This is a genomic window from Streptomyces sp. NBC_00287 (genome assembly GCF_036173105.1).
GTDB lineage: Bacteria > Actinomycetota > Actinomycetes > Streptomycetales > Streptomycetaceae > Streptomyces.
Genome location: NZ_CP108053.1, coordinates 1,147,547 through 1,166,028, shown reverse-complemented (window position 1 = coordinate 1,166,028; position 18,482 = coordinate 1,147,547). Strand labels below are relative to the sequence as shown.

Annotated in this window: 16 protein-coding genes, 1 tRNA gene, 1 pseudogene and 1 CRISPR repeat array (1 of these 19 cut by a window edge); of the genes and pseudogenes, 9 read left to right on the top strand and 9 right to left on the bottom strand. The window is 66.8% G+C overall.

The genetic code is table 11. The features are described from left to right. Window positions 1–522 precede the first annotated feature (522 nt). The 9 genes from OHT76_RS05555 to OHT76_RS05515 all read left to right on the top strand — a co-directional run bounded on the left by OHT76_RS05555 (window position 523) and on the right by OHT76_RS05515 (window position 5,918). A complete protein-coding gene (locus tag OHT76_RS05555; protein ID WP_328869618.1) occupies window positions 523–1,149 on the top strand; it encodes a hypothetical protein in 627 nt (208 codons plus the stop codon). 290 nt (window positions 1,150–1,439) lie between these two features. Continuing rightward, window positions 1,440–1,910 carry a hypothetical protein gene (locus OHT76_RS05550; RefSeq protein ID WP_328869617.1) on the top strand — a complete coding sequence of 157 codons (471 nt, stop codon included), beginning with the start codon at window positions 1,440–1,442 and terminating at the stop codon, window positions 1,908–1,910. A gap of 121 nt (window positions 1,911–2,031) precedes the next feature. Continuing rightward, a complete protein-coding gene (locus OHT76_RS05545; protein ID WP_328869616.1) occupies window positions 2,032–2,397 on the top strand; it encodes a hypothetical protein in 366 nt (121 codons plus the stop codon). 451 nt (window positions 2,398–2,848) lie between these two features. Then, window positions 2,849–3,463, top strand: a complete 615-nt coding sequence (locus OHT76_RS05540; RefSeq protein WP_328869615.1) for a DUF7178 family protein — start codon at window positions 2,849–2,851, stop codon at window positions 3,461–3,463. A gap of 98 nt (window positions 3,464–3,561) precedes the next feature. After that, window positions 3,562–3,634 (top strand) — tRNA-Ile (locus tag OHT76_RS05535). A gap of 228 nt (window positions 3,635–3,862) precedes the next feature. After that, window positions 3,863–4,735, top strand: coding sequence for a DUF932 domain-containing protein (locus OHT76_RS05530; RefSeq protein WP_328869614.1), 873 nt, complete (start codon window positions 3,863–3,865; stop codon window positions 4,733–4,735). Continuing rightward, window positions 4,689–5,051 carry a DUF932 domain-containing protein gene (locus tag OHT76_RS05525; RefSeq protein ID WP_328869613.1) on the top strand — a complete coding sequence of 121 codons (363 nt, stop codon included), beginning with the start codon at window positions 4,689–4,691 and terminating at the stop codon, window positions 5,049–5,051. Before OHT76_RS05530 ends, OHT76_RS05525 begins: the two co-directional genes overlap by 47 nt. Before the next feature lie 125 nt (window positions 5,052–5,176). Then, complete coding sequence (locus tag OHT76_RS05520; protein ID WP_328869612.1) at window positions 5,177–5,416, top strand: hypothetical protein; 240 nt, start codon at window positions 5,177–5,179, stop codon at window positions 5,414–5,416. 1 nt (window position 5,417) lies between these two features. Further along, on the top strand, window positions 5,418–5,918 hold the full coding sequence (locus OHT76_RS05515; RefSeq protein ID WP_328869611.1) for a hypothetical protein: 501 nt from the start codon (window positions 5,418–5,420) through the stop codon (window positions 5,916–5,918). A 9-nt stretch (window positions 5,919–5,927) separates the two neighbouring features. On the opposite strand, the gene OHT76_RS05510 is transcribed toward OHT76_RS05515, so the two are convergent. The 9 genes and pseudogenes from OHT76_RS05510 to OHT76_RS05470 form a co-directional block, all read right to left on the bottom strand. Continuing rightward, window positions 5,928–6,869, bottom strand: a complete 942-nt coding sequence (locus OHT76_RS05510; protein WP_328869610.1) for a C40 family peptidase — start codon at window positions 6,867–6,869, stop codon at window positions 5,928–5,930. 6 nt (window positions 6,870–6,875) lie between these two features. Beyond that, entirely contained in the window at window positions 6,876–7,925 is a 1,050-nt protein-coding gene (locus tag OHT76_RS05505) for a replication-relaxation family protein (RefSeq protein ID WP_328869609.1), read from the bottom strand. 29 nt (window positions 7,926–7,954) lie between these two features. Then, entirely contained in the window at window positions 7,955–10,219 is a 2,265-nt protein-coding gene (locus OHT76_RS05500) for a helicase HerA domain-containing protein (RefSeq protein WP_328869608.1), read from the bottom strand. A gap of 262 nt (window positions 10,220–10,481) precedes the next feature. Continuing rightward, window positions 10,482–11,250, bottom strand: a pseudogene (locus tag OHT76_RS05495) (GP88 family protein). An 83-nt stretch (window positions 11,251–11,333) separates the two neighbouring features. Further along, window positions 11,334–13,244: a VirB4 family type IV secretion system protein gene (locus tag OHT76_RS05490; protein WP_328869607.1), complete on the bottom strand. Its 1,911-nt coding sequence runs from the start codon at window positions 13,242–13,244 to the stop codon at window positions 11,334–11,336. After that, the gene (locus OHT76_RS05485) at window positions 13,241–14,332 is read right to left on the bottom strand and encodes a PrgI family protein (RefSeq protein ID WP_328869606.1); all 1,092 of its coding nucleotides are present in this window, start codon (window positions 14,330–14,332) and stop codon (window positions 13,241–13,243) included. Before OHT76_RS05485 ends, OHT76_RS05490 begins: the two co-directional genes overlap by 4 nt. After that, window positions 14,329–15,918 (bottom strand): hypothetical protein, encoded by a 1,590-nt coding sequence (locus tag OHT76_RS05480; protein ID WP_328869605.1) that lies wholly within the window; start codon window positions 15,916–15,918, stop codon window positions 14,329–14,331. Before OHT76_RS05480 ends, OHT76_RS05485 begins: the two co-directional genes overlap by 4 nt. Before the next feature lie 314 nt (window positions 15,919–16,232). Beyond that, window positions 16,233–16,553 (bottom strand): pilin, encoded by a 321-nt coding sequence (locus tag OHT76_RS05475; RefSeq protein ID WP_328869604.1) that lies wholly within the window; start codon window positions 16,551–16,553, stop codon window positions 16,233–16,235. Between the two features lie 95 nt (window positions 16,554–16,648). Then, a complete protein-coding gene (locus OHT76_RS05470; protein WP_328869603.1) occupies window positions 16,649–17,296 on the bottom strand; it encodes a hypothetical protein in 648 nt (215 codons plus the stop codon). Between the two features lie 639 nt (window positions 17,297–17,935). After that, window positions 17,936–18,482: a CRISPR direct-repeat array (repeat unit 29 nt; unit sequence GGGACCAGCCCCGCATGCGCGGGGACCAC) (it continues 642 nt past the right edge of the window).

Below are 18,482 nucleotides of genomic sequence, written 5' to 3'. Positions count from 1 at the left end.
GTATGAGGCGTTTCACGGCCTTCCGGCGTACTCCGCAACTGAGAGGCCCGTGGGCGTCCCACAAAACGGCGATGCGGGAGGCGGGAAGGCGATAGATAGCGAGGGGGATTTCTTCTGGGATATTTACGGTAAGGAATTAATGACCACGTGTTCACAGTGCAATATTTTCGGGATTAACTTTCCTGTTTCGCGGATGCCTCCGCCTTTCGTTGCAATTGATATTTACGAGAAATGACGTCCATTCCTCTTGAATTGGGCGTCGAATGCGAGAAAATGGAGGAGTGGGGACGCGGTACATAGGGTACGCGTCGCGGCTGATCGGAGAGGATTGTGGGTGATCTACCCGCTATAGAGGTACGGGAGCGAAAGGCTGTCGGTGACGTCACGGCTGAAGACATGAAGAGGGTGACGTCAGCAGATTTTGCAGAGCTGCGAAAGGTAGCGCGCGGATACTGCCGCAGGGTGGATTCAACTCGGTCGCGCAAGCGCATGGACGGGAGCGCGACCGTATCACGCGGAGAGGTGGCGCCCTACGGAACCGATGACGTAAGCGACGATGTCGCGCAGGACGCTGTTCTGATCTTCGCGAAACGGCTGCGTGAAATCGTCTCTACGTGTGAAATCTCGGCCGTGTGGGTGGAAACCCGTGAGCCGTGCGCCTGGCAATACGTGCGCAAAGACGGCGAGACGATTGTCGTGAGCCGGAAGACGCTCCACTATTGGGCCATCCGGGATGCCGCCGCACGGAACGGGTACCGGCTGGACACCCACCCGGATCCCACAGACGCCATTCCGGGCGCACAGACCACTCGGGGGCTCCCGCACGCGGACAAGTTGTCGACCCTGGCCGTGACGCCGTATCTGTCGGGTCAGAGCGAGACGATCTTCAGGACCGCATGGGGCGACGGGAGCGAGTTCCCGGTCCTGAGCAAGATCCTCGACGTTGCTACGCATGCGGATGATCTCGGCCGAACCAGTGTGCTGGGACGCACGGCTCAAGAACTCTACGGCGGGCCACGCCACTCCTCCTCCAAGGTCCAGCGTGCTCGCGACACGGCCGTCAAGGAATGGCGCCAGCTGAGCGCGTCTCTTGACGCCGTACGAGACGAACTGATCTACCAAGGAGCGGCGGCGAACCACAGTCAGTGACGTGACAGGAGTCGGGCCCCGGGGCGTTGTTCCCGGGGCCCCAACGCATTTTGATCCGTGGCTATCGCCTAGTTCTGAATGTAGCCCCGAAAAGAATCCTAGATCCATTTCCCTGTGATCGGGGATTGGGGTGTCTGGCTTTCCGTATCTATGTGAGAGCGCTTCTGTGGTCCGCATTTTGCGGCGTATCCGAGTGCGGAAAGAATCTTGGATACTCTGCTCCGTGATCGGTAATTGAAGCCTCTCGGGATCCGTATTTAAGTGAGAGCTGATTACGGCGTATCCCCCGCATGGATCAGTATCTGATCGTGCCCGTGGTCAACGGAAATTTGAGCATCGTTGACGGCGGGGAAGACCAGACGAGATCCGCGGAGGGAATCATGAAACTCGTCTCGTGTGCCACCGGTCAGGAGATCGCGCCCGGCTCGACGCTTCGGATGGAATCCGGTCGGTTCGTCGGCATTGCATGGCGGTTTGAGCGTATCGTCGAGCGGCCAGACGGCAGTTGCTTAGTGCACGTCACGCGCTTAAGCGCGAAGTTGGGGCGCATATCCCAGCAATACCACCCGGGTGCCTTCGGTTGTGAGATAACGACCGAGATCGCCTGGCGCCAGAACATTCGCGCGGCGGTTCACCATGCATGGACGAAAGCCGACGACTACTTGCTCGCAGGTGTCTTCGCGCTGGTGCCGCTCGCGTTTTTCGAGCAATACCACTTGGGCGAAGCGATCACCTCTGCCCTTGGCCTCGGCGGCCACTGATCTGCCGGAGCATCGGGCGCACCCTGCACGGGTGCGCCCCCTTGCTCTTACAGACGAGAGCACGTCCGTGTTGGCCGCATGCTGATGCGGATGCATGACCGAGGGATGGAGGAGCGAGGAAATGGAGGCTCAGCAAGTTGCCGATCTGATTAACGGGATCAGCTTTCGCCCGGGGTGGCGGTTCCAAGCCCGTGTGATGGTGGACGGGGCGCCCTGCGTGATTGCTCAAGCGTTGGTCGAGACCGTCAACTCCAACCGGGACCAAGCCCTCAAGGGCTACCCGGAAGAGATCCTCCTTTCGCGGGAGGTGATCATCGACGCCGATGAATTCGTCACCGCCGATGAGTTGTACGCCGCGATGATGCAGTGGGTCATCCATTTGGAGATCCACGAGTGCCGCGAGTTCTTTCGGGTTGGGCCGGACATGCAGGCCCCTTTCCACCCTCATCGACCGGAGGGGCAGAGGGCATGGGAGCGCATTGCCTGAGCCTGGGGCCTCTGGGCGGATGTGCTTGATGTCCATCACGGCATTGAAGATCATCCATACCCGATGACGGCCGCATCGCCACGCAGCTCCCCACTGGGCGGTGCGGCAGCGGGGACTCCGCCCCTGGTCTCCGGGCGGAGTCCCCGCACCTCGGCGCCGCGGGCCACCTATCCATCTGCGAAGGCCTGATGATGACCATCGCTGAACGTGCGACAAATGCACACCAGTTGCCTCAGCAGTGTACGGCGAACCTCCCTGCGCCTCCCTTTACCGCTGCCAACGTCATACGCGCTGGGGGGAGGTTGGCAGCTGTTCTGGGAGTCGACCCCGTGCATGTGCGTCCCGGCTCGCAATGCCTCTGTCGCGAAGGCGATTTCTGAGCAAGCGAGGCCAACTGGCTATGTCAGAGCACCAATTTTCCTGCACTGCTCACCTCTGGAGGGAGGTAGCCATGATCCCTGTCTCCGTGTCCCCGGAAACGCGGGAGGGGTTCGTTCGCAACATCATTGCTGAGTGGAACTCCGCCACGACGGAACAACAGCAGCGCGGGCGCACCTGGTACCGCACCGCTCACGAACTCGCGTCAGCCATGACATCCGGTGACTCCCGGGCTGGAGCCGGCGTTCTCGCGGCCTTGTCTGCCAACAAATCGTGGGCCGAGACCCTTCGTTTGGCACGTCAGGCATGTGAGACGGGGCTGTACTCCGGCCACTTCTCCGACGCGCTGAACAAGGTGGCCCGGATCCTGGCAGGAACAGATCCTACCGAAGTACTCCCGATGGACCGCAAGACGGGCCACTTCTTTCAGCTCATCGCCGAACCGAACGATCCGAACGTCGTTGTGGTAGACCGCCACGCTCACGACATTGCAGTGGGTGAGACGTACGGCCAGCGTGACCGCGGCCTCTCCAGTGCCCGCCGCTACGACTTACTAGCTGACTGCTACCGCGAGGCCGCTCGGCGTCTTGGGGAGCTCCCCAGCACCGTACAGGCGGTTACCTGGGTTGCTCGCACTGAGCGTCTATCGGGTGTCGATGGCTCTCCCAGCGGACTTCGCGCCGCCTGAGCCAATGGCCGATGGATCGAAGAACAATGACAGTTCCACTGCCCTAGGTCGGTAATCGGGGCCGTTCCGTACCCGTATTTGAGTAGCACCTCCTACCTGGTTGCGTAGCTCAGTGGCAGAGCACGGGTCTTATAAGCCTTGAGGTCGCGGGTTCGAGTCCCGCCGCAACCACGCCCGGCGGCGCTTTCTGTAGTCCATGCCGTCGGATTTGCGGGTCCTTCCAGGATCGCAGCCCCTCCCGGTGACAGAGCCGGGAGGGGTTCTGGAAAGCGTTGCGGATCGCACGCCCACACGTCCGCCCTTTCCCTCCGCGTCGCTCATGGGCCGGACGTGTGGGTCTGCGAACGCAACAACTGACGATCACGCCGATATCTGCTACCCCGAAGAGAGAGGTGACGCATGAGCTTGGATGTCAACGAGTCCTTTGCGGCGCAGCGCAGTGATCAACTGCAAGCGGCCCGCAATTGGGAGGAGGAACTTCAACGCCGCCTCGAGGCAGGAACAGTGAAGCGCCTGTCCGATGGACGTTACCGAGTCCTGAGCGGCTGGGATGATGGAGAAATCCTCAGCCCCACGGGAGTTCCCGAGCACGGCCTCGACGTCTCCCTCGGGAGGGCGGCCCTCTACTCCGCTGTTCCGGCGTGGCACAGCCTGGGCAGCGTGATCCCTGGTGGTACCAGCGACATCGACACCGTCCTCGACCTCGGCGGCATCGACTTCGAAGTGGAAACCACACCTGCCCTGTATGCGTGGAAGGGCGCGACGCGAGTGGACCCGGATGTCCGTCACACGGTGCGCACCGACACCGGGGCCTCGCTCGGAGCGGTGCGTCAGGGGTACGAGATCATTCAGAACCGCCGGGCCTTCGAGTTCCTCCAGGAACTCGTCAACGACGACCAGGTGATCTGGGAGTCGGCCGGCGCTCTGCGCGGCGGGAAGAGGGCGTTCGTCGCCATGCGCCTCCCGCAGCACGTGACGATCGACCCCAACGGGATCAACGATCGCATCGTGCCCTTCATCGTGGCGATCAACAGTCACGACGGTCGCTCGTCCTTCCAAGTCGTCACCACTCCCTGGCGTCCTGTCTGCGGCAACACCGAACGCCTCGCCGTGGAGCACGCCCTGACCCGTTGGACCGTCCGCCACACGCGTAGGGCCACAGATCACATCAAGGCCGCCCGCCGGACGCTCGGCCTGTCGATCAAGTACTACGACCGGTGGACAGATGGACGAAGAGTCGGCGCTTGCCCGAACCGATGTCGCCATCGATGAGTTCAATGAGCTGATCGACACCTTGTGGTCCCCGGACGAGAACGCGGGAACGCGTTCGACACGGAACAGCGAGGCACGTCGCGACCGCCTTCATGCCCTCTTCGCCGACGAGATGCGGCGCACCGGGCGTACTGCGTACGCCGCGGAACGGGCAGTCACGGACTACGTGGACCACTACGCGCCGATCCGCCCGAGCGCAGCCTCCGGTGTGCAGGGCAACCTGTCGGGTGCTCGTGGCCTGCGGCTGATCGAGGGTACTGACGACGCCATCAAGTCCGCTGCGCACCGCCAGTTGATGCTCCTGCGGACGCGGTGACGCCGATTACGCCCAGGCCGACCGGTCGAGCTCCCTTTGGCCGAGTTGGGCGAGCGACCTGCCGCGCCAGGCTCCGCGGGCCTCCCAGATACGGGAGACTGCCTGGGAGCCTGGAGGTAGAGATCGTGAGGATTGATCTGGCCCAAGCGCGAGCCACCGTGCAGGCGCTGGCCGAGGCATTGGAAGCGCTCGACGGGACGGAAGTGATCGAGACACCGACTCGCGAGGCGCGCCGTAAGAACAGCGACACCAGCCGGACTCTGCTGCGCCTGTCACACCTCGGTAACCGTGCCTCCGTCGAGATCATGGACGTCTATCACGCGTTCAAGGAACGCGACAGCGCCGCTTCCGGTGGAGAGCACTGAGGTGAACCCGGACACCGAGAGGCTGCTGCGCGACATCGCCGGCCGGCTGGAGCGGGCCATCGTCGAGCGGGACTGCCCGGCGATGGTGGCACTGCAAGGTGACCGCACCCTCGTGCTGTCCGACTACGACTACCTACGCGACGAGATTGCGGCCCATGCCTTCGAGGAGCGCGCCGCCGACAAGGCACTGGAGATCCACGCCAACCGCTTCGTCTTTGCCGTCCCGCAGGTCTGGGTCGACACCGAGGATGGCGTGTACGCACGAGCAGTCTCGAACCATCCCCTGCGGCCCGGCGAGCGTGAGGTGATCGCATGGATGAGCTACGACGCTCAAGACGGCGTGGATTACGGGCTCGTGCCCTATACGCGTCGCCCCACGGGGGAACCGGTCTTCGCCGACATCGAGATCTTCTCGGCGCCGGTGGCTCCCGCGGGCTCAGCACCGGGTCGGCTGTTGCTCCGGACCTTGCTCGAAGGCACGAAAGGGGCGAGCGGTGAGTGACCGGCGGCTTCAGTTGCCAGAAGGCCTCGTGGCGCCCGCGAAGTCGTCCCCTCGGTATCGGTAGGGCTCGATCCTGATTGAGCGTCCGGGGCGCGGCGCGTCGATCATCTGCTCGCCTCCGATGTAGAGACCGACGTGGTGGATGCCGCCTCCCGGATTGCCGTAGAAGACCAGGTCTCCAGGCTTCAGTTGCTCGCCTTCCGGGACGCGAGGGCCGATGTCGTACTGCCCCTGTGCTGTACGCGGCAACGTGATCCCGGCAGCGGCGTACGCGGCCTTTGTGAGGCCGGAGCAGTCGAAGCCGGCGTCGCCGGAGCCGGGACCGTTGCCGCCCCACTCATAGGGGAGACCGAGCTGCCCCTGGGCGTAGTTGATCGCTTGGAGGGCTGCCGTGGGGGAGGCGTTCGCACCGAACTTCGTGCCGCCGGCGTAGGTCTGCGCCTGTGTGAGGACTGCTGAGACGTATGCGTCATCGGGGTTGTAGGCCCTGACGGCAGCAGGGATGTCTTTGCCATCCCGAGCACCGGAGTCGCAGAGATACGCGGCCGCAGTGAAGATCGCGTCGTGCGCGTTGTACGGCGAGGGAGGCTGCTCCCCGCCTTCTGGCGGAGGGCGCTTGGCGACGACGCTGGTGAACGTGGGCAGCAGGAACTGCATGGGGCCGCGTGCTCCGGCGTAGTTGCTGCCACTGTGGACTCCGGGGAGGGTGGACCGTCCGTGATCGGACTCGACTTTGCCGATGGCGGCCAGGAGCGGCCAGGTCAGCCCGGGGCAGGTGGCTGCGGCGTCCATGTACAGGGCGAGATAGTCGGACGGGACGTCGGTGAGAGCGGTCGCACTGGGCTGGGTGCCGCTGCTGCCGAAGGCCGAGAACACACCGCCGGCTCCGACACCGCCTAGTACGGCGATCATCATGACCAGCCCCAACGCAATGGCGGTGATCTTTCCCATACCCGATCACCCCGGGCGGCGACGGTCTGACGGGTCCGGTGGCAGTGGGACGGGCGGCGGCGGGCCGCTGGCCGGTAGGGCTGAGCCGGTCCGGGTGGGGTCGGTGTATGAGGTGCCGAGCGGAGGCAAGTACGGCCAGGCGCTCGGCAGTTCGGTGAGGCGCAGCCGTCCGGTCCTGGGCCCTCGGGCATCCAAGGGCTGCCAGCAGGCGGCCGTAGGGTCGTCGTGCTGCCCATTGAGGAAGTCGGCGCTGGACGTGGCCAGGGGAACGAGTGACGGGTCGTCGATGGAAGCCAGCGCGGCGGCGAGGGCTCGGCGGACAGCGGCTTCCCGCCGTGTGGTGGGCACCCAGATCAGCACAGGAGTCGCGATGCCGGTCGTCTGAGCGAGCTTGGCGTACGCAGTGAGCTTTCGGCCCAGACGGTCCGGCCGTTCGGTGCCGAAGTCGAACTCCAGGAACCATTCGAGCGCCGAGGGCGTGGGGAAGTTCTCCTGCCAGATGCCGTACGCATCCGGGCGGACGATGTCCCCGAAGTGCCGCGCGCAGCGGCCCTCCGACCACCAGACGGCGAGCCGACCGGTGGCACCCGGACGACGGGAGCGCGCCACGAGCGCGCTGAAGAAGCCGTTCGTGCCGACGGTGTGGGCGAGGTGGAGGGAGTAGGCGATGCCGATCGCCCGGTCGTGCCGGTAGTCGAGTTCGCGCGGTTCGAGACCGTCCTCGCGGGCCAGCACGGCGGCCCCGGCGACGTCGAGCAGGTAGTGCATGGGAGCCGAGCCGTGTGTGATGAAGGGCTGGAAGCGGTCGATCAGACGCCACTGGTACAGCCGTAGCAGCCTCGTGTTCGCGGCCCGGGCGGAGGGCCAGGCCATTTCGACTATCTGGTGGGTGGTCAGGACTCGGTGCTCGTAGAGCATGCGGGTCAGCCAGCGGTCGCGCTCGGTCAGGTGGGCGGCGAGGGTGGCGGCGTACCCGCTGGTGGCGGCTGTGCGTGGGCTGGGCCGTTGGGGGCGATGTCCGCGCAGAGAGCGCTGGGGAGTCGGGTTGGTGATCAAGATGGCGTACCTCCGGACAGAAAGCAGAGTCAGGTGAGGCGGCGCGGGTCCGAGGGGGGCCTTGAGCGCCTTCCGTGTACGGCTGCCGGGCCCGGGTTGGCGTTGCGGCGTGCGGCGGCGCGGATCCGCTTGGCGCGGCCGGGGACGGGCGGCGGCAGCGGCTGGGTGACGGCGGTGAACGCGGGCGCTTCGGTGCCGTGCAGGACCGGGCGGACGACGACGTGGAACGCGTCGAGGTTGGACAGGTCGTGAGCGGTCAGCCGAGGTTCGGTGTGGCGGGCCAAGTGGCGGGCGTCCTCGGGGGAGGCGTTGAAGAAGACCTTGGTGCGGGCGTTGGTGCTGACGCCCTCCTCCAGATCCTTGGGCAGCTGGCGCAGGTACTGGTGGGCGAGGGTCATCGAGAGCCGGTATCCGCGAGCCTCGGCCAGCATGTCTTCCAGGGGGTAGGGCAAGTTGAGGAAGTTGTGCGCCTCGTCGATGTACAGGCCGGCGTCCCGCCGTTGTCCCTGTGGGAGGCGGGACCGGCGGGTGGCGGCCTGCCACGTACGGGCGACGACGATGGAGCCCATGAGGTGGGACGTCTCCGTGCCCAAGGCGTCCTTGGCGATCCGGACCAGGCAGATCCCGCCGTCGAGGATGCTGTCCATATCGATCGTGGAGGCGCCGCTGGCGAGGGCGGAGCGGACGAACGGTCGCAGCAGGACTCCGCGGAGCTTGTTCATCAGGGGCGCGGTGACCTGGGCGCGGAACGGCGCGGAGAGGCTGTCGTACCAGGACCAGAAGCCACGCAGTATTTCGTCGTCGACCTGCTGGACCGCTCGGTGGCGGAAGGACGGGACGCCCAGCAGTTTGGGTAGATCAGTGAGAACCGGTGTGCCGCCTTGAGCGCGGAGCGTCAGCAGGCCGGCGCGCAGGATGTCGTCGGTGCGCGGCCCCCAGGAGGAGGCGTAGACGCGAGAGAAGATCGATACGAGGTTGTCGACTGTGTGTGCGGCGTCGTCCCCTTCCAGCGGGTTGAGGACTGGCGGCTGTGTCTTGCTGTGCGCGTCGAAAAGGATCACCTTGTGCCCGAGCTTTTCCGGCAGACGCATCAGGATGTCCGTGATCAGGTCGCCCTTCGGGTCGACGACCACGAGTCCCCGACCAGCATCAGCGTCGGCAAGGATCATGCGTGCCATCAGCTCGGATTTGCCTGAGCCGGTGGCGCCCAGGATGTGCAGATGGTGACGGGCATCCGGTACGCGCAGGCCGATCGGTCGGGCGTGACCGGTGTCGCTGAGGCCGATGGGCCTGACAGCCGGGCCGACGGTCGCGATACCCGGCGGCGGTGGGACAGCACGGGCACCAGCACGCTGGAGTCCAGGTATGGCCTCGTCCCATGGCAGATGAGCTACGGCAGCCAGCTCGCGAATCGACAGCAAGTCCCCTTTCCCCAGACGCCGTTCGGCGGTGTCTCGCGAGGGACGGCGGAGTCGTGCGCGCCGGTAGTAGTTGTGCTCGGTGAAGGCGGCGAACGCGCTCGCGATGGCGTGTCCGCGGCCTCGAAGTCGGTCGCGGATCGCGGCACGCTGCGTGCTGTCCGGAGGAGTGGCCACGGTCGCCGTGACCACGTAACGGATGCGCGTCTCGTACGGGGCACCGCGCTGCTTGGTCACGATCGCCTTGTCCTCGGCGGATGCTTCCATCGCCGTCTGCCGATTCTTGACCGGGACCGCACGGCGATAGCGCGGGACCCGGTAGCCAGGGGTCAGCAGATCGAGCAGGCGGCTGACGGGACGGGCGGATTGCCCGGCACCGCCTCGACGAGCAGCTCGCCGAGCCCTGGCGATACGGCGGCCTGTGACAGGGCGGGCAAGGATCTGCACGGTGGCTTGCTCGTGAGCTCCGAGGCCGACCGGGGCGCCGAGCAGGGAACGAATCGGGTCGGCCGGGAACTGGCTGCGGATCGGCAGTGCCTCCGTGCGGGCCAGACGAAGCTCGCCTCCTGCGTCGAGGCGTCGCCTGCCAGGCGAGGCATCCGGCGCAACAGGGGCGGTGCGGGTGCGGGACCCCGGCCACGCTGCTTCGATCGCGCGCTCGACCATCCCCGGCGGGACGGTGCCCGGGACCCAGAGGCGGATGCGGATCGTCTCGCGGTCGAAGGCGTACTCCCATGTCACGTGTGGCTGGCCGGTGAGGATGCGGCGCCAGGCTGGTCGTAGCAGCCCCAGCAGGTTGGCCCAGAGCGCTTCGGCGCCTGCCGGGTCGGCGATGGGCGGTGGCAGCACGCTGATGATCCGGGCGTTGGAGTGCATGACCTGGCGGCAGCGGCGGTGCCACCACCAACGGGTCCCGCAAAGTAGGACAGTTGCGGGGACGGAGACGGCGCTGGCGAGGGGCCACCAGTTGCTGAGCCACTGTGTCGCGTGGGAGAGAAGTGTGCTCAGCGCGCCACCTGGATCACGCAGGTAGTCGGTCAAGGGTGAATCGGCGGTTTCCGGGGCAGCGTGGTGCAGCGGGGGCAGCAGCCCGGTAAGCATGGAGTCTCCAGGCAACAGAGGGTGTAGTGGTGTCAGGTCAGGCAGCACGGCCGGGGGAGTGCCACTGGGGTCGGCTGCGCCGCTCGGCGTCGACCTCGGCTTGCCACGAGCGGAAGGTGCGACCGCCCAGTCGTTTGAGGAAGTGCGGGATTCGGTTGGCCGGGATTCCGACCAGGTGCGGGCCAAGGACGGCCAGGAGGTCGTTGGCCTCCTGCGTGCCACCCGGCCGCAGCGATGGACGCTTCGTCGGGGAAGACGTCTGCTACACGGTCGCGGCCGATGTCGAGCCGTGAATCCTGACGGCCGCCGAAGCTGTAGACCCACAGGAAGTTGTCGGGAGGGTGGGGTTCCACCAGGCTCCGGAAACGGCCGACTTCCTTGGTGTAGGCATAGAAGTTCGTGTCCGGCCGAGCGCGCATGATGCTGAGCCACGCTCGGAGATAGCGGTCGTTGAAGAAGTCACCGGAGTCGTGGATGCGCACCCAGATGCCATGGAACCTTCGCTTCTGGAGTTCGGCGATCATGGCCTGTTGCCAGCCGGGCAGGTCGTCGAGAACGAAGCGCAGGTTGGCCTGGTGCTTGGCTTTCACCGTGGGCCAGGTATACGTGCCATGTCGCGCGTAACAGACGAGGCGGCAGATCCCGGCCGATGGACAGGTGTTGTAGGTCTGTCCGTCGGGGAAGCGGCCAGCCCAGGCGGGCAGCGTCCAGTTCCAGACGCCGATCGCGCGCATTTCGCGGTTCTGCGTGAGCAGTTGGGTTGGCCGTGGGAGGACGAGAGCTGAAGCCGAGGGGTTTGTCGGCATGGGGAACTCCCCAGGAAGAAAGGGGGCGCGACGGCCAGGTCGAGATCGGAGGCCTGGCCGGCGTAAGGGATGGAGGAATGCCGTTACGCGGTGTCGACATCGACCTCGTTGTCGGAGGCGACGTCGTACGCGTCGTCGAGGGAGGCCGTCACCTCGACGTCGGGAAGGCGAGCCGCGTCGTCTGCTGTGGTGGGACTGCTCTCGGCGTAGGCAGCGAGCTGAGCGGGGTCGGTGGTCACCAGGTAGTGCTCGGTCGGTGAGGCCACAGATTCGAAGGCGACGCGCTGCGTCCCGGCCGAGAGCAGTCCCTGGCCACGATCGGCCGTGAGGAGGAATTGGCGTTCACCCTCGGAGAGATCGAACGCACGGGTGATCTCGTCGATGGCTTGAGGCGCCTGGCGTAGCAGGATCTGGGTGGCGGCGTTCGCCACAACGGCCTTGCCGAGATCGGAACCGAGGAGATCGGAGGTGTCCTGCGTAGCAACCGTCAGACCGGCCCAGAGCTTTCGGGACGCCTTGGCCATCCGGAACAGGAACTCTGCGCCGGCTCGCTCCTTCATCAGCAGCCATGCTTCGTCGACGGTCACCAGGCGGGGATGACGCGACGCCGGGTTGGACACCCGGCGCCAGACGGTGTCGAGCGTCAGGAGTGTCCCGATGGGCTTGAGCTCATCGGCCAGGTCACGCAGCGAGAACACGACAAGGTGGCCGTCCGGGTGGGTGGTGGTAGGCCCGGAGAAGAGCTCGGAGAAGGCCCCGTCGACGAACGGGTGCAGTCGGGCTGCCAGTTCGTCGGCGTCCTTGCTCTTCGAACGGCGTAGGAGTCCGGCGAGGTCGACCATCAGCGGGGCAGGTCGCGTCCAGGTGCGAGGGTCGGCTGTGATGCCCGCTTGCTGATACGTCGCGACGATCGCCCGGTCCAGCACCGCGCGCTCGGTGGGCGACAACGCCGAGCCCAGCAGTACGGAGACGACGGTGTGCAGGAAGAGGGCTCTTCGGACCAGCGCGTCCTTCGGCGCCGTACGGCGTCCGTCGGGACGGCGATGGAGAGGAAGGTCGAACGGGTTGAGCCGGGCTGTCTCCCCGCCAAGGTGGATGCAGGTGCCGCCGACTGCGGCGGCCAGGCGGGTGTATTCGTCCTCGGGGTCGATGACGTACGCCTCGATTCCCCGGTACAGCGACCGAAGCAACTCGAGTTTGACCAGATAGGACTTGCCCGCACCAGAGCGGCCCAGCACGACGGAGTTGTGGTTGTCCAAGGCGAAGCGGTCCCAGTGGACCAGGCCCTGGCTCCCGATGTTGTAGCCGTAGAACACGCCGGAAGGCGCGGCGACCGAGGTGGGATCTGGCGGAGGCAGGTCAGGGCTGGTGAAGGGGAAAGCCGCCGACAGCGCCGCAGTGTCGAATGTGCGCCGCATCTTGATCGGATCCAGGCCCAACGGCAGGCACGTCACCCAGCCTTGGAGGCTGCGGTACGTAGTGGGCTTGGCGTCCAGGAGCAGGCTCGCAGCCAGGGCTCGTACGGCTGCGACCTCATCGGCCAGGTCCTCGTGGCTGGAGGCGTGGACCGTCAGGTAGAGACCGAAGCGGTAGAGCCGGCCTTCGCCGCGGGCGACGCGGGAGGAGAGGTCGTAGGCGTCCTCAGTGGCGGCTTCGACGTGGGCATCGGCCAGTCGGCCGTGTTCGTGGGTGTGCCGGCGACCGGATTCGAGCCGCGCCAGCTGTCGTCTGAGTCGCTGGGCGGCGGTGACCGGATCGATGGGCTCGATGTGCAGACTGACGTCGACCCGGCCGGGGTGGGTGAGCAGAGGTTGAAGCCAGCCCGGATGGACTTCGCGTGGATAGCCGGTGACGGCGAACGACGCCAGCCATTCACCGCCCACCTCCAGGTGCCGGGGAGCGATAGTCAGGGAGTCCGGGGTGAATGCCGCAGCGCGTTGCCGGTGTTCGCCCGAGGCCGAGGATGTGTCCTGTCGCCGACGTGAGCGCTTCATGGCGCGAACCTCCGATCCTCCTCGGCCGAGGGGCCGGGCCATGAGGCATCGGGCATGGAGCTGGTGATGATGTCGTCCGTCCCAGCGAGTTCGGAGGACACAGGCAGAAGGCAGTCCGGATTACATGCGGCGGCCAACACGGTGGTGGTCTGCCCGGCGTCCAGCGGTGTGACGAGGATGCCCAAGGGGCCGAGTAGCTCGGCTGCTTCACCGAAACGGCGCACCAGACGAGCTTCGGCAGCGCGGAGGGCAGCGGGGCTCTTGGGTCCGCTCCTGGCCTGGGACCTCCTCCGGCGAGCGAACACAGCCAGCGGCGACCCACTGTCCAGGGTGTCCATTGGGGCGCCGGAGTCTTGGGGCTCGCGCAGGACGAGCAGGATCTGGCGGCGCAGGAGGTCGCCTCGGGAGAGCTCGTCCAGGAAGTCGGCATGGGCAAGGGCAGCGGCCTCCAGGGACGGGTCGGGCAGGGAGGGGGCGCGCTGGCGCAGCTCTCCGATCTGACTCGACAGGTCGAGGCGTTCAGTCCGCACGAGGATCTGTACTGGGGCCGTGAGCGAGTGGAGGTATCGGCCGAACGCTGTGACCAGAGCCTCCTGTTCAGCAGGCGTGCGCAGCGCGAAGTTCACGGTGCTGCACACAGCCACCACCGCGATTCCGTCGGGGCCGAGGTCGACGACCCCTGTCTCGCTCGCGCTGTCGGCGGGCAGCCGAACTGCTGCACGGGTGGTACTGCTGGCTAGGTGACCGTGCCCGACGGCCTGGGCGGCGAGCCAGGTGGGTGCGGGATGGGTGCCTTCGGGCGCGTTGATCTGGTGACGAGGTGTCATGCGCTGACGCAGGGCGGCGAGGAGCAGCCGGTCCAGCGGTACCCCGTCGCGCTTGCCCAGGGCGAGGAAGGCGGCCATGGCCCCGACGGGAACCGCCAGGATGAGGAAGACGGGCAGCGGCACGAGAGGCCGGGTGATGGACCAAAGGCCGTACAACGTGATGCCGGTCAGGGCGAGGATCAGCAGTTGATGGGCGGTGAGGTTGGCGAGAACGGTGTCCTCGCGATCGACGTCGGCGGGGATGCGGACGGGCTGGGTCATGGGGAGTCACCTCCCGGCCGAGTCCCGCTCTGACGGCGAGGTGGGGGAAGTGGTGGCCTGGTGACCCTGGTCTTGTGGGGGATCGAAGGCGGCGGGCCCGGATGAGGCTGACGGGTTGGAGTCGTCCCGGGCAGGGGCTGTGCTGAGCGGGGGGACCCAATGGCGGGGCGCTGGGCGGGATTCCGGAAGGCGTGAGGCTGTGCAGTGGGCGGCTGGGGATGCGTCCGCCCCTTGGATCCGCCAACCGGGGCGGAGCTGGGGTTGTTGCCCTGCGCCTTGCCCACCGACGGGCGAGACTGCGAGGCCTGTATCGATGGAGTAGCAGGCGTAGCTCCGGAGGAGATGCCTTGTGTGCGCCGGGAAGTGGAGATCGTCGGCTGTGCCGGGCTGGAGCTTCCGCTCGTCGTAGATGTGGAGGACGTGGGTGTTGTGTGTGATGCGACTCGCGGTGTACGTGTCGGACGCCGGGTGCCGCTGCCTATCGTGCCGGCCACGGTGGGAGCAGGGCCGCCTTGCCGGCCGCTGTGGCGGCCTCCCGCACCCCCAGACGACGGTTGGGGCCCCGGATAAGGGGAACGCCGGGTCCCGCTGGGACCTCCGGAGGGCGGAGGACGACGGCCACCTCGGGATGCGGCGCCCCGCGCGCCCACGCCACGCAATAGCCCGAACGTCTTGTACATGACGTAGCCACGGACAACGCTGCCGACGAACGACCGACCGTGACTGAACCGGATCGACCCGAGAACCCAGAACGGGATCTTGAAGACGACGTACAGCAGCGCCAGTGTGATGAGCACGCTGACCAGACCGTTCTCGGTAAGGCCGAACAGCCCGTTGGGACCGAAGCCGCCCGGAGTCAAGAACACTCTCACCCCGGTGATCAGGGCCAGAGACTGAGCGATCTGGATGGCCAGGACGCCGCCGAACGCCTTCCACCACCAGCGCGCGACACCGTCCGTCTGCGGCAGGGCGTGGCAGACCAACGCCAGAGGAGCCGCGACGATCAGGAGGATGGTCAGGGCCACGCGCACGACATACGTCAGAAGCAGGGCGACCAGGACAACGATGACCACGAGCCACATGAGGACGGCGAACAGGTTGCCGCTGGCCGAGCTGAAGGAACTCAGGACGAAGTCCCGCAGGGCCGGCCCGGCCGTGCTGGCGTTGACACCGCCACCCATGACGGCGTGGGAGAGGGCGTTGGCGAGGTCGACGGCCTTACTGGTGATGAACAGCGACAGAGCGGCGGCGAGGAAGGCCACGGGGATCCGGGGAGCAATCTCCTTGATCGAGTAGCGGGTCTGGACCGTCTCGTGACTCATCACCACGATCCCGCCGAGGGCGACCAGCAGCCCGTAGCCCGCAAGTGCGATCTCCCAGGAATTTGCCCACAGCTCTCCGACGCGAGGGAGGGAGGCGGGGCTTGGGGTCGTCAGCACCGTGCCGCTGATCAAATCCAACAGGGGGTTGAGCGCGAAGTTGATCACTGACTTGAAGAACCCGGTGATCGCGGCGGTGACGCCCTTGGCGATCCAGCCGGCCACGCCGCCGGGGCCGCCGTCGTCGGGGATCTCGGCCGGAGGCATGGTGGTCGGAGCGGGCGCTCCCGAGGTTGTTGCGCTGGGTTGGGGGATGCAGTCAGGTCCTGAGCACGGCGAAGGGGTCGCCGACAGCGTTGGGGCGGGTGCGCTGGATGAAGGGGGGAGGGGCGTCGGGGCGGGTGTGGGGCTCGGGTCGGCATGGGCGGCGAACACCGAGACGAGCGCGAGGAGAGTCGCGGCGCCGAGCACGAAGGCGAGGCGTCGACGACGGCGTCGGCCCGATAGCGTCGGGTGAAGGGTTGCCGTCGGACTGGGAAGGCAGTGGGCGTGGACGCCCGTGGTGTCCTGTGCGGTAGGCATCAGGCCCCCACGATGTCTTTCAGGATCTCCACCACCAACGGAGCCAGCGCAGCCAGTCCGTACCCCCAACCGGCGCCGCGGAAGGCGGTCTTGGCCTTCTCCACCTCGCTGGGGTCGCCCCCGGCCACGATGTAACGCACGCCGCCGATGGACAGGAAGACCGTGGCCAGCCCGGCGAGGATGCCCATGATCCAGTTCCGGATGTTGTCCAACACGGCGTCCACGGATTCTTCGAGCGCCAGGACGTGCGTCGGCTGGGCTGCGGCGAGCGTGGCCGTCTCAAGGAGGGCGGGGGCCAACAGCGAGAGGCCAAACAGCACTGCCCCTCCCCGTAACCAGCTGCTCCGGCAACCACGTCCGGGTTGGTCGCGGCGGCTGTTGGCAGGAGTACGACGGTGGCGGGTGCTGGGCAGGGTCAGGCGCATGGGTGCACCTCCGAACTCGCTTGGGAGGCGGGGGCGTTCGGGGATCCCCCGCGCCCGAGAAGGCCCGAATCAGCGCTGTCTTTGGACAGTGCTGCCGAGGATTTCGCCTGGAGCCATTCGCGATGCGGCTGCCCCGTCGAGGTGGCGCCGCGCGAATGCCTAGAGGGACGCGCCCGAGAGGCGGAGGGTGCGAGCCCTTCGGTGACGTACGCAGCAACGGGGTCCTCTGGGCTGGTTTGCTCGGCCTCGTCGCCCAGGAACGCGACCAGGCGTTGCTCTGCGCGCCGGCGCGCCTTGTACGCGGCGGCGGAGGTGGTGCCGTGCCGCTCGGCCCAGTCGGCGACAAGGGTGTCCTCGAGTCGGGTGGACCCGATCAGGTCCGCCTCAGTCGAGGTCAGGACCGAGTGCCGGACTGCGCGCGCCAGCACCAAGTCCGGGTGCCCCCAAGGTGCCTTCGGCGGCGTGGACCGGAATTCGCCCGCGACCGGCACGGGCGCGTCTAACGCCTCGGACAGTGCTGCGAACCCGGCACGGTACGCGGCCCAACGGAGCCGCACCAGGATTCGGGGCCGGTCCACGTCGATCGTTGCCAGGGCGCTGAGGAACCCCGAAAGCACCTCAGCCTGGACGTCGAACACATCGCCGGGATACCGAGGTGCCATCCATCGGGTCACTCCGGCAAGAGCTGGCAGCGCCATGCCCGCGCACGCGAGAGTCCATGTGGCCCCATGCTCCCTGGACTGGCGCACAAGGTGAGCCCAGACCTCGTCCCGTGTGCTCCGCGAGCAGCGGCGCCCCAGCAGTCGACGCCGCAACTCATCCAGCGGGATAGGTCGATTGGGAAGGCCGCGGAAGCTTTGCCCGTCCAGGGAGAGCGGGTTCGGGCCGGTCGCCAGCATCGCGAAGCACTGCCGCGCGGTGTCCAGCGGCAACGGTTGGGTTATGACGTGAGTTTGGCGAGCGTGATGCCTGTCAGCCATGTCAGGCAACTCCTTCACCAGGCGGAGTAGGACGCCGCTATGGATCCAGAGGAGTGACAAGGAAAGGCCAAGACAGGGCAGTTGGGTGTGGCCCACGGACCTACAGGCTGATTAAGCGTCGACTAACGGGACCGGGCCCGGCTATTTGGGCTGCTTTGATGGCCCGGCCCTGGTGCCACACAGATATCCGGACCTCTGAGGACCAATTGGACCCTGTGTGTTCAGCACCGGCGTCCTGACCACGACGACATGAAGCAGATGGACCATACCAACGCCCCTACGCTGTCGTCGGCGAGGTTGACTAGCCCCGCATGCGCGGGGACCACAGCCCACAGGGCGGTGTCGAACCAGTCGGCCAGGGACCAGCCCCGCATGCGCGGGGACCACGCCTGGGTCCACCACACCCAGGGCCGCAGCCTGGGACCAGCCCCGCATGCGCGGGGACCACCCCACACCATGACCCGAGCTGAGCGCACGATCGGGACCAGCCCCGCATGCGCGGGGACCACCGATCACGGTGAAGCCTGTCGCGAGGGCGACCGGGACCAGCCCCGCATGCGCGGGGACCACAGCTCATCCACCAGGAAGGCCGTATAGCGACTGGGACCAGCCCCGCATGCGCGGGGACCACCCGAGATGCTCGGCCGGACTGATGCGCAGCAGGGGACCAGCCCCGCATGCGCGGGGACCACAGGCGCTCGCCGAGCGTTCGCCCGGTGCGAACGGGACCAGCCCCGCATGCGCGGGGACCACATACGCACCCAGTTGTCCGGGTTGGAGAGCCAGGGACCAGCCCCGCATGCGCGGGGACCACCTCGGGTCCGGCAAGGAGCACCGGTACTGG

What these genes read in the sequence shown, in the direction of transcription:
- OHT76_RS05480 (WP_328869605.1), bottom strand. Translation starts at nt 15,918, where the DNA reads ATGCCTCCGGCCGAGATCCCCGACGACGGCGGCCCCGGCGGCGTGGCC.
- OHT76_RS05545 (WP_328869616.1), top strand. Translation starts at nt 2,032, where the DNA reads ATGGAGGCTCAGCAAGTTGCCGATCTGATTAACGGGATCAGCTTTCGC.
- OHT76_RS05485 (WP_328869606.1), bottom strand. Translation starts at nt 14,332, where the DNA reads ATGACCCAGCCCGTCCGCATCCCCGCCGACGTCGATCGCGAGGACACC.
- OHT76_RS05525 (WP_328869613.1), top strand. Translation starts at nt 4,689, where the DNA reads ATGGACGAAGAGTCGGCGCTTGCCCGAACCGATGTCGCCATCGATGAG.
- OHT76_RS05540 (WP_328869615.1), top strand. Translation starts at nt 2,849, where the DNA reads ATGATCCCTGTCTCCGTGTCCCCGGAAACGCGGGAGGGGTTCGTTCGC.
- OHT76_RS05510 (WP_328869610.1), bottom strand. Translation starts at nt 6,869, where the DNA reads ATGGGAAAGATCACCGCCATTGCGTTGGGGCTGGTCATGATGATCGCC.
- OHT76_RS05550 (WP_328869617.1), top strand. Translation starts at nt 1,440, where the DNA reads ATGGATCAGTATCTGATCGTGCCCGTGGTCAACGGAAATTTGAGCATC.
- OHT76_RS05500 (WP_328869608.1), bottom strand. Translation starts at nt 10,219, where the DNA reads ATGCACTCCAACGCCCGGATCATCAGCGTGCTGCCACCGCCCATCGCC.
- OHT76_RS05490 (WP_328869607.1), bottom strand. Translation starts at nt 13,244, where the DNA reads ATGAAGCGCTCACGTCGGCGACAGGACACATCCTCGGCCTCGGGCGAA.
- OHT76_RS05530 (WP_328869614.1), top strand. Translation starts at nt 3,863, where the DNA reads ATGAGCTTGGATGTCAACGAGTCCTTTGCGGCGCAGCGCAGTGATCAA.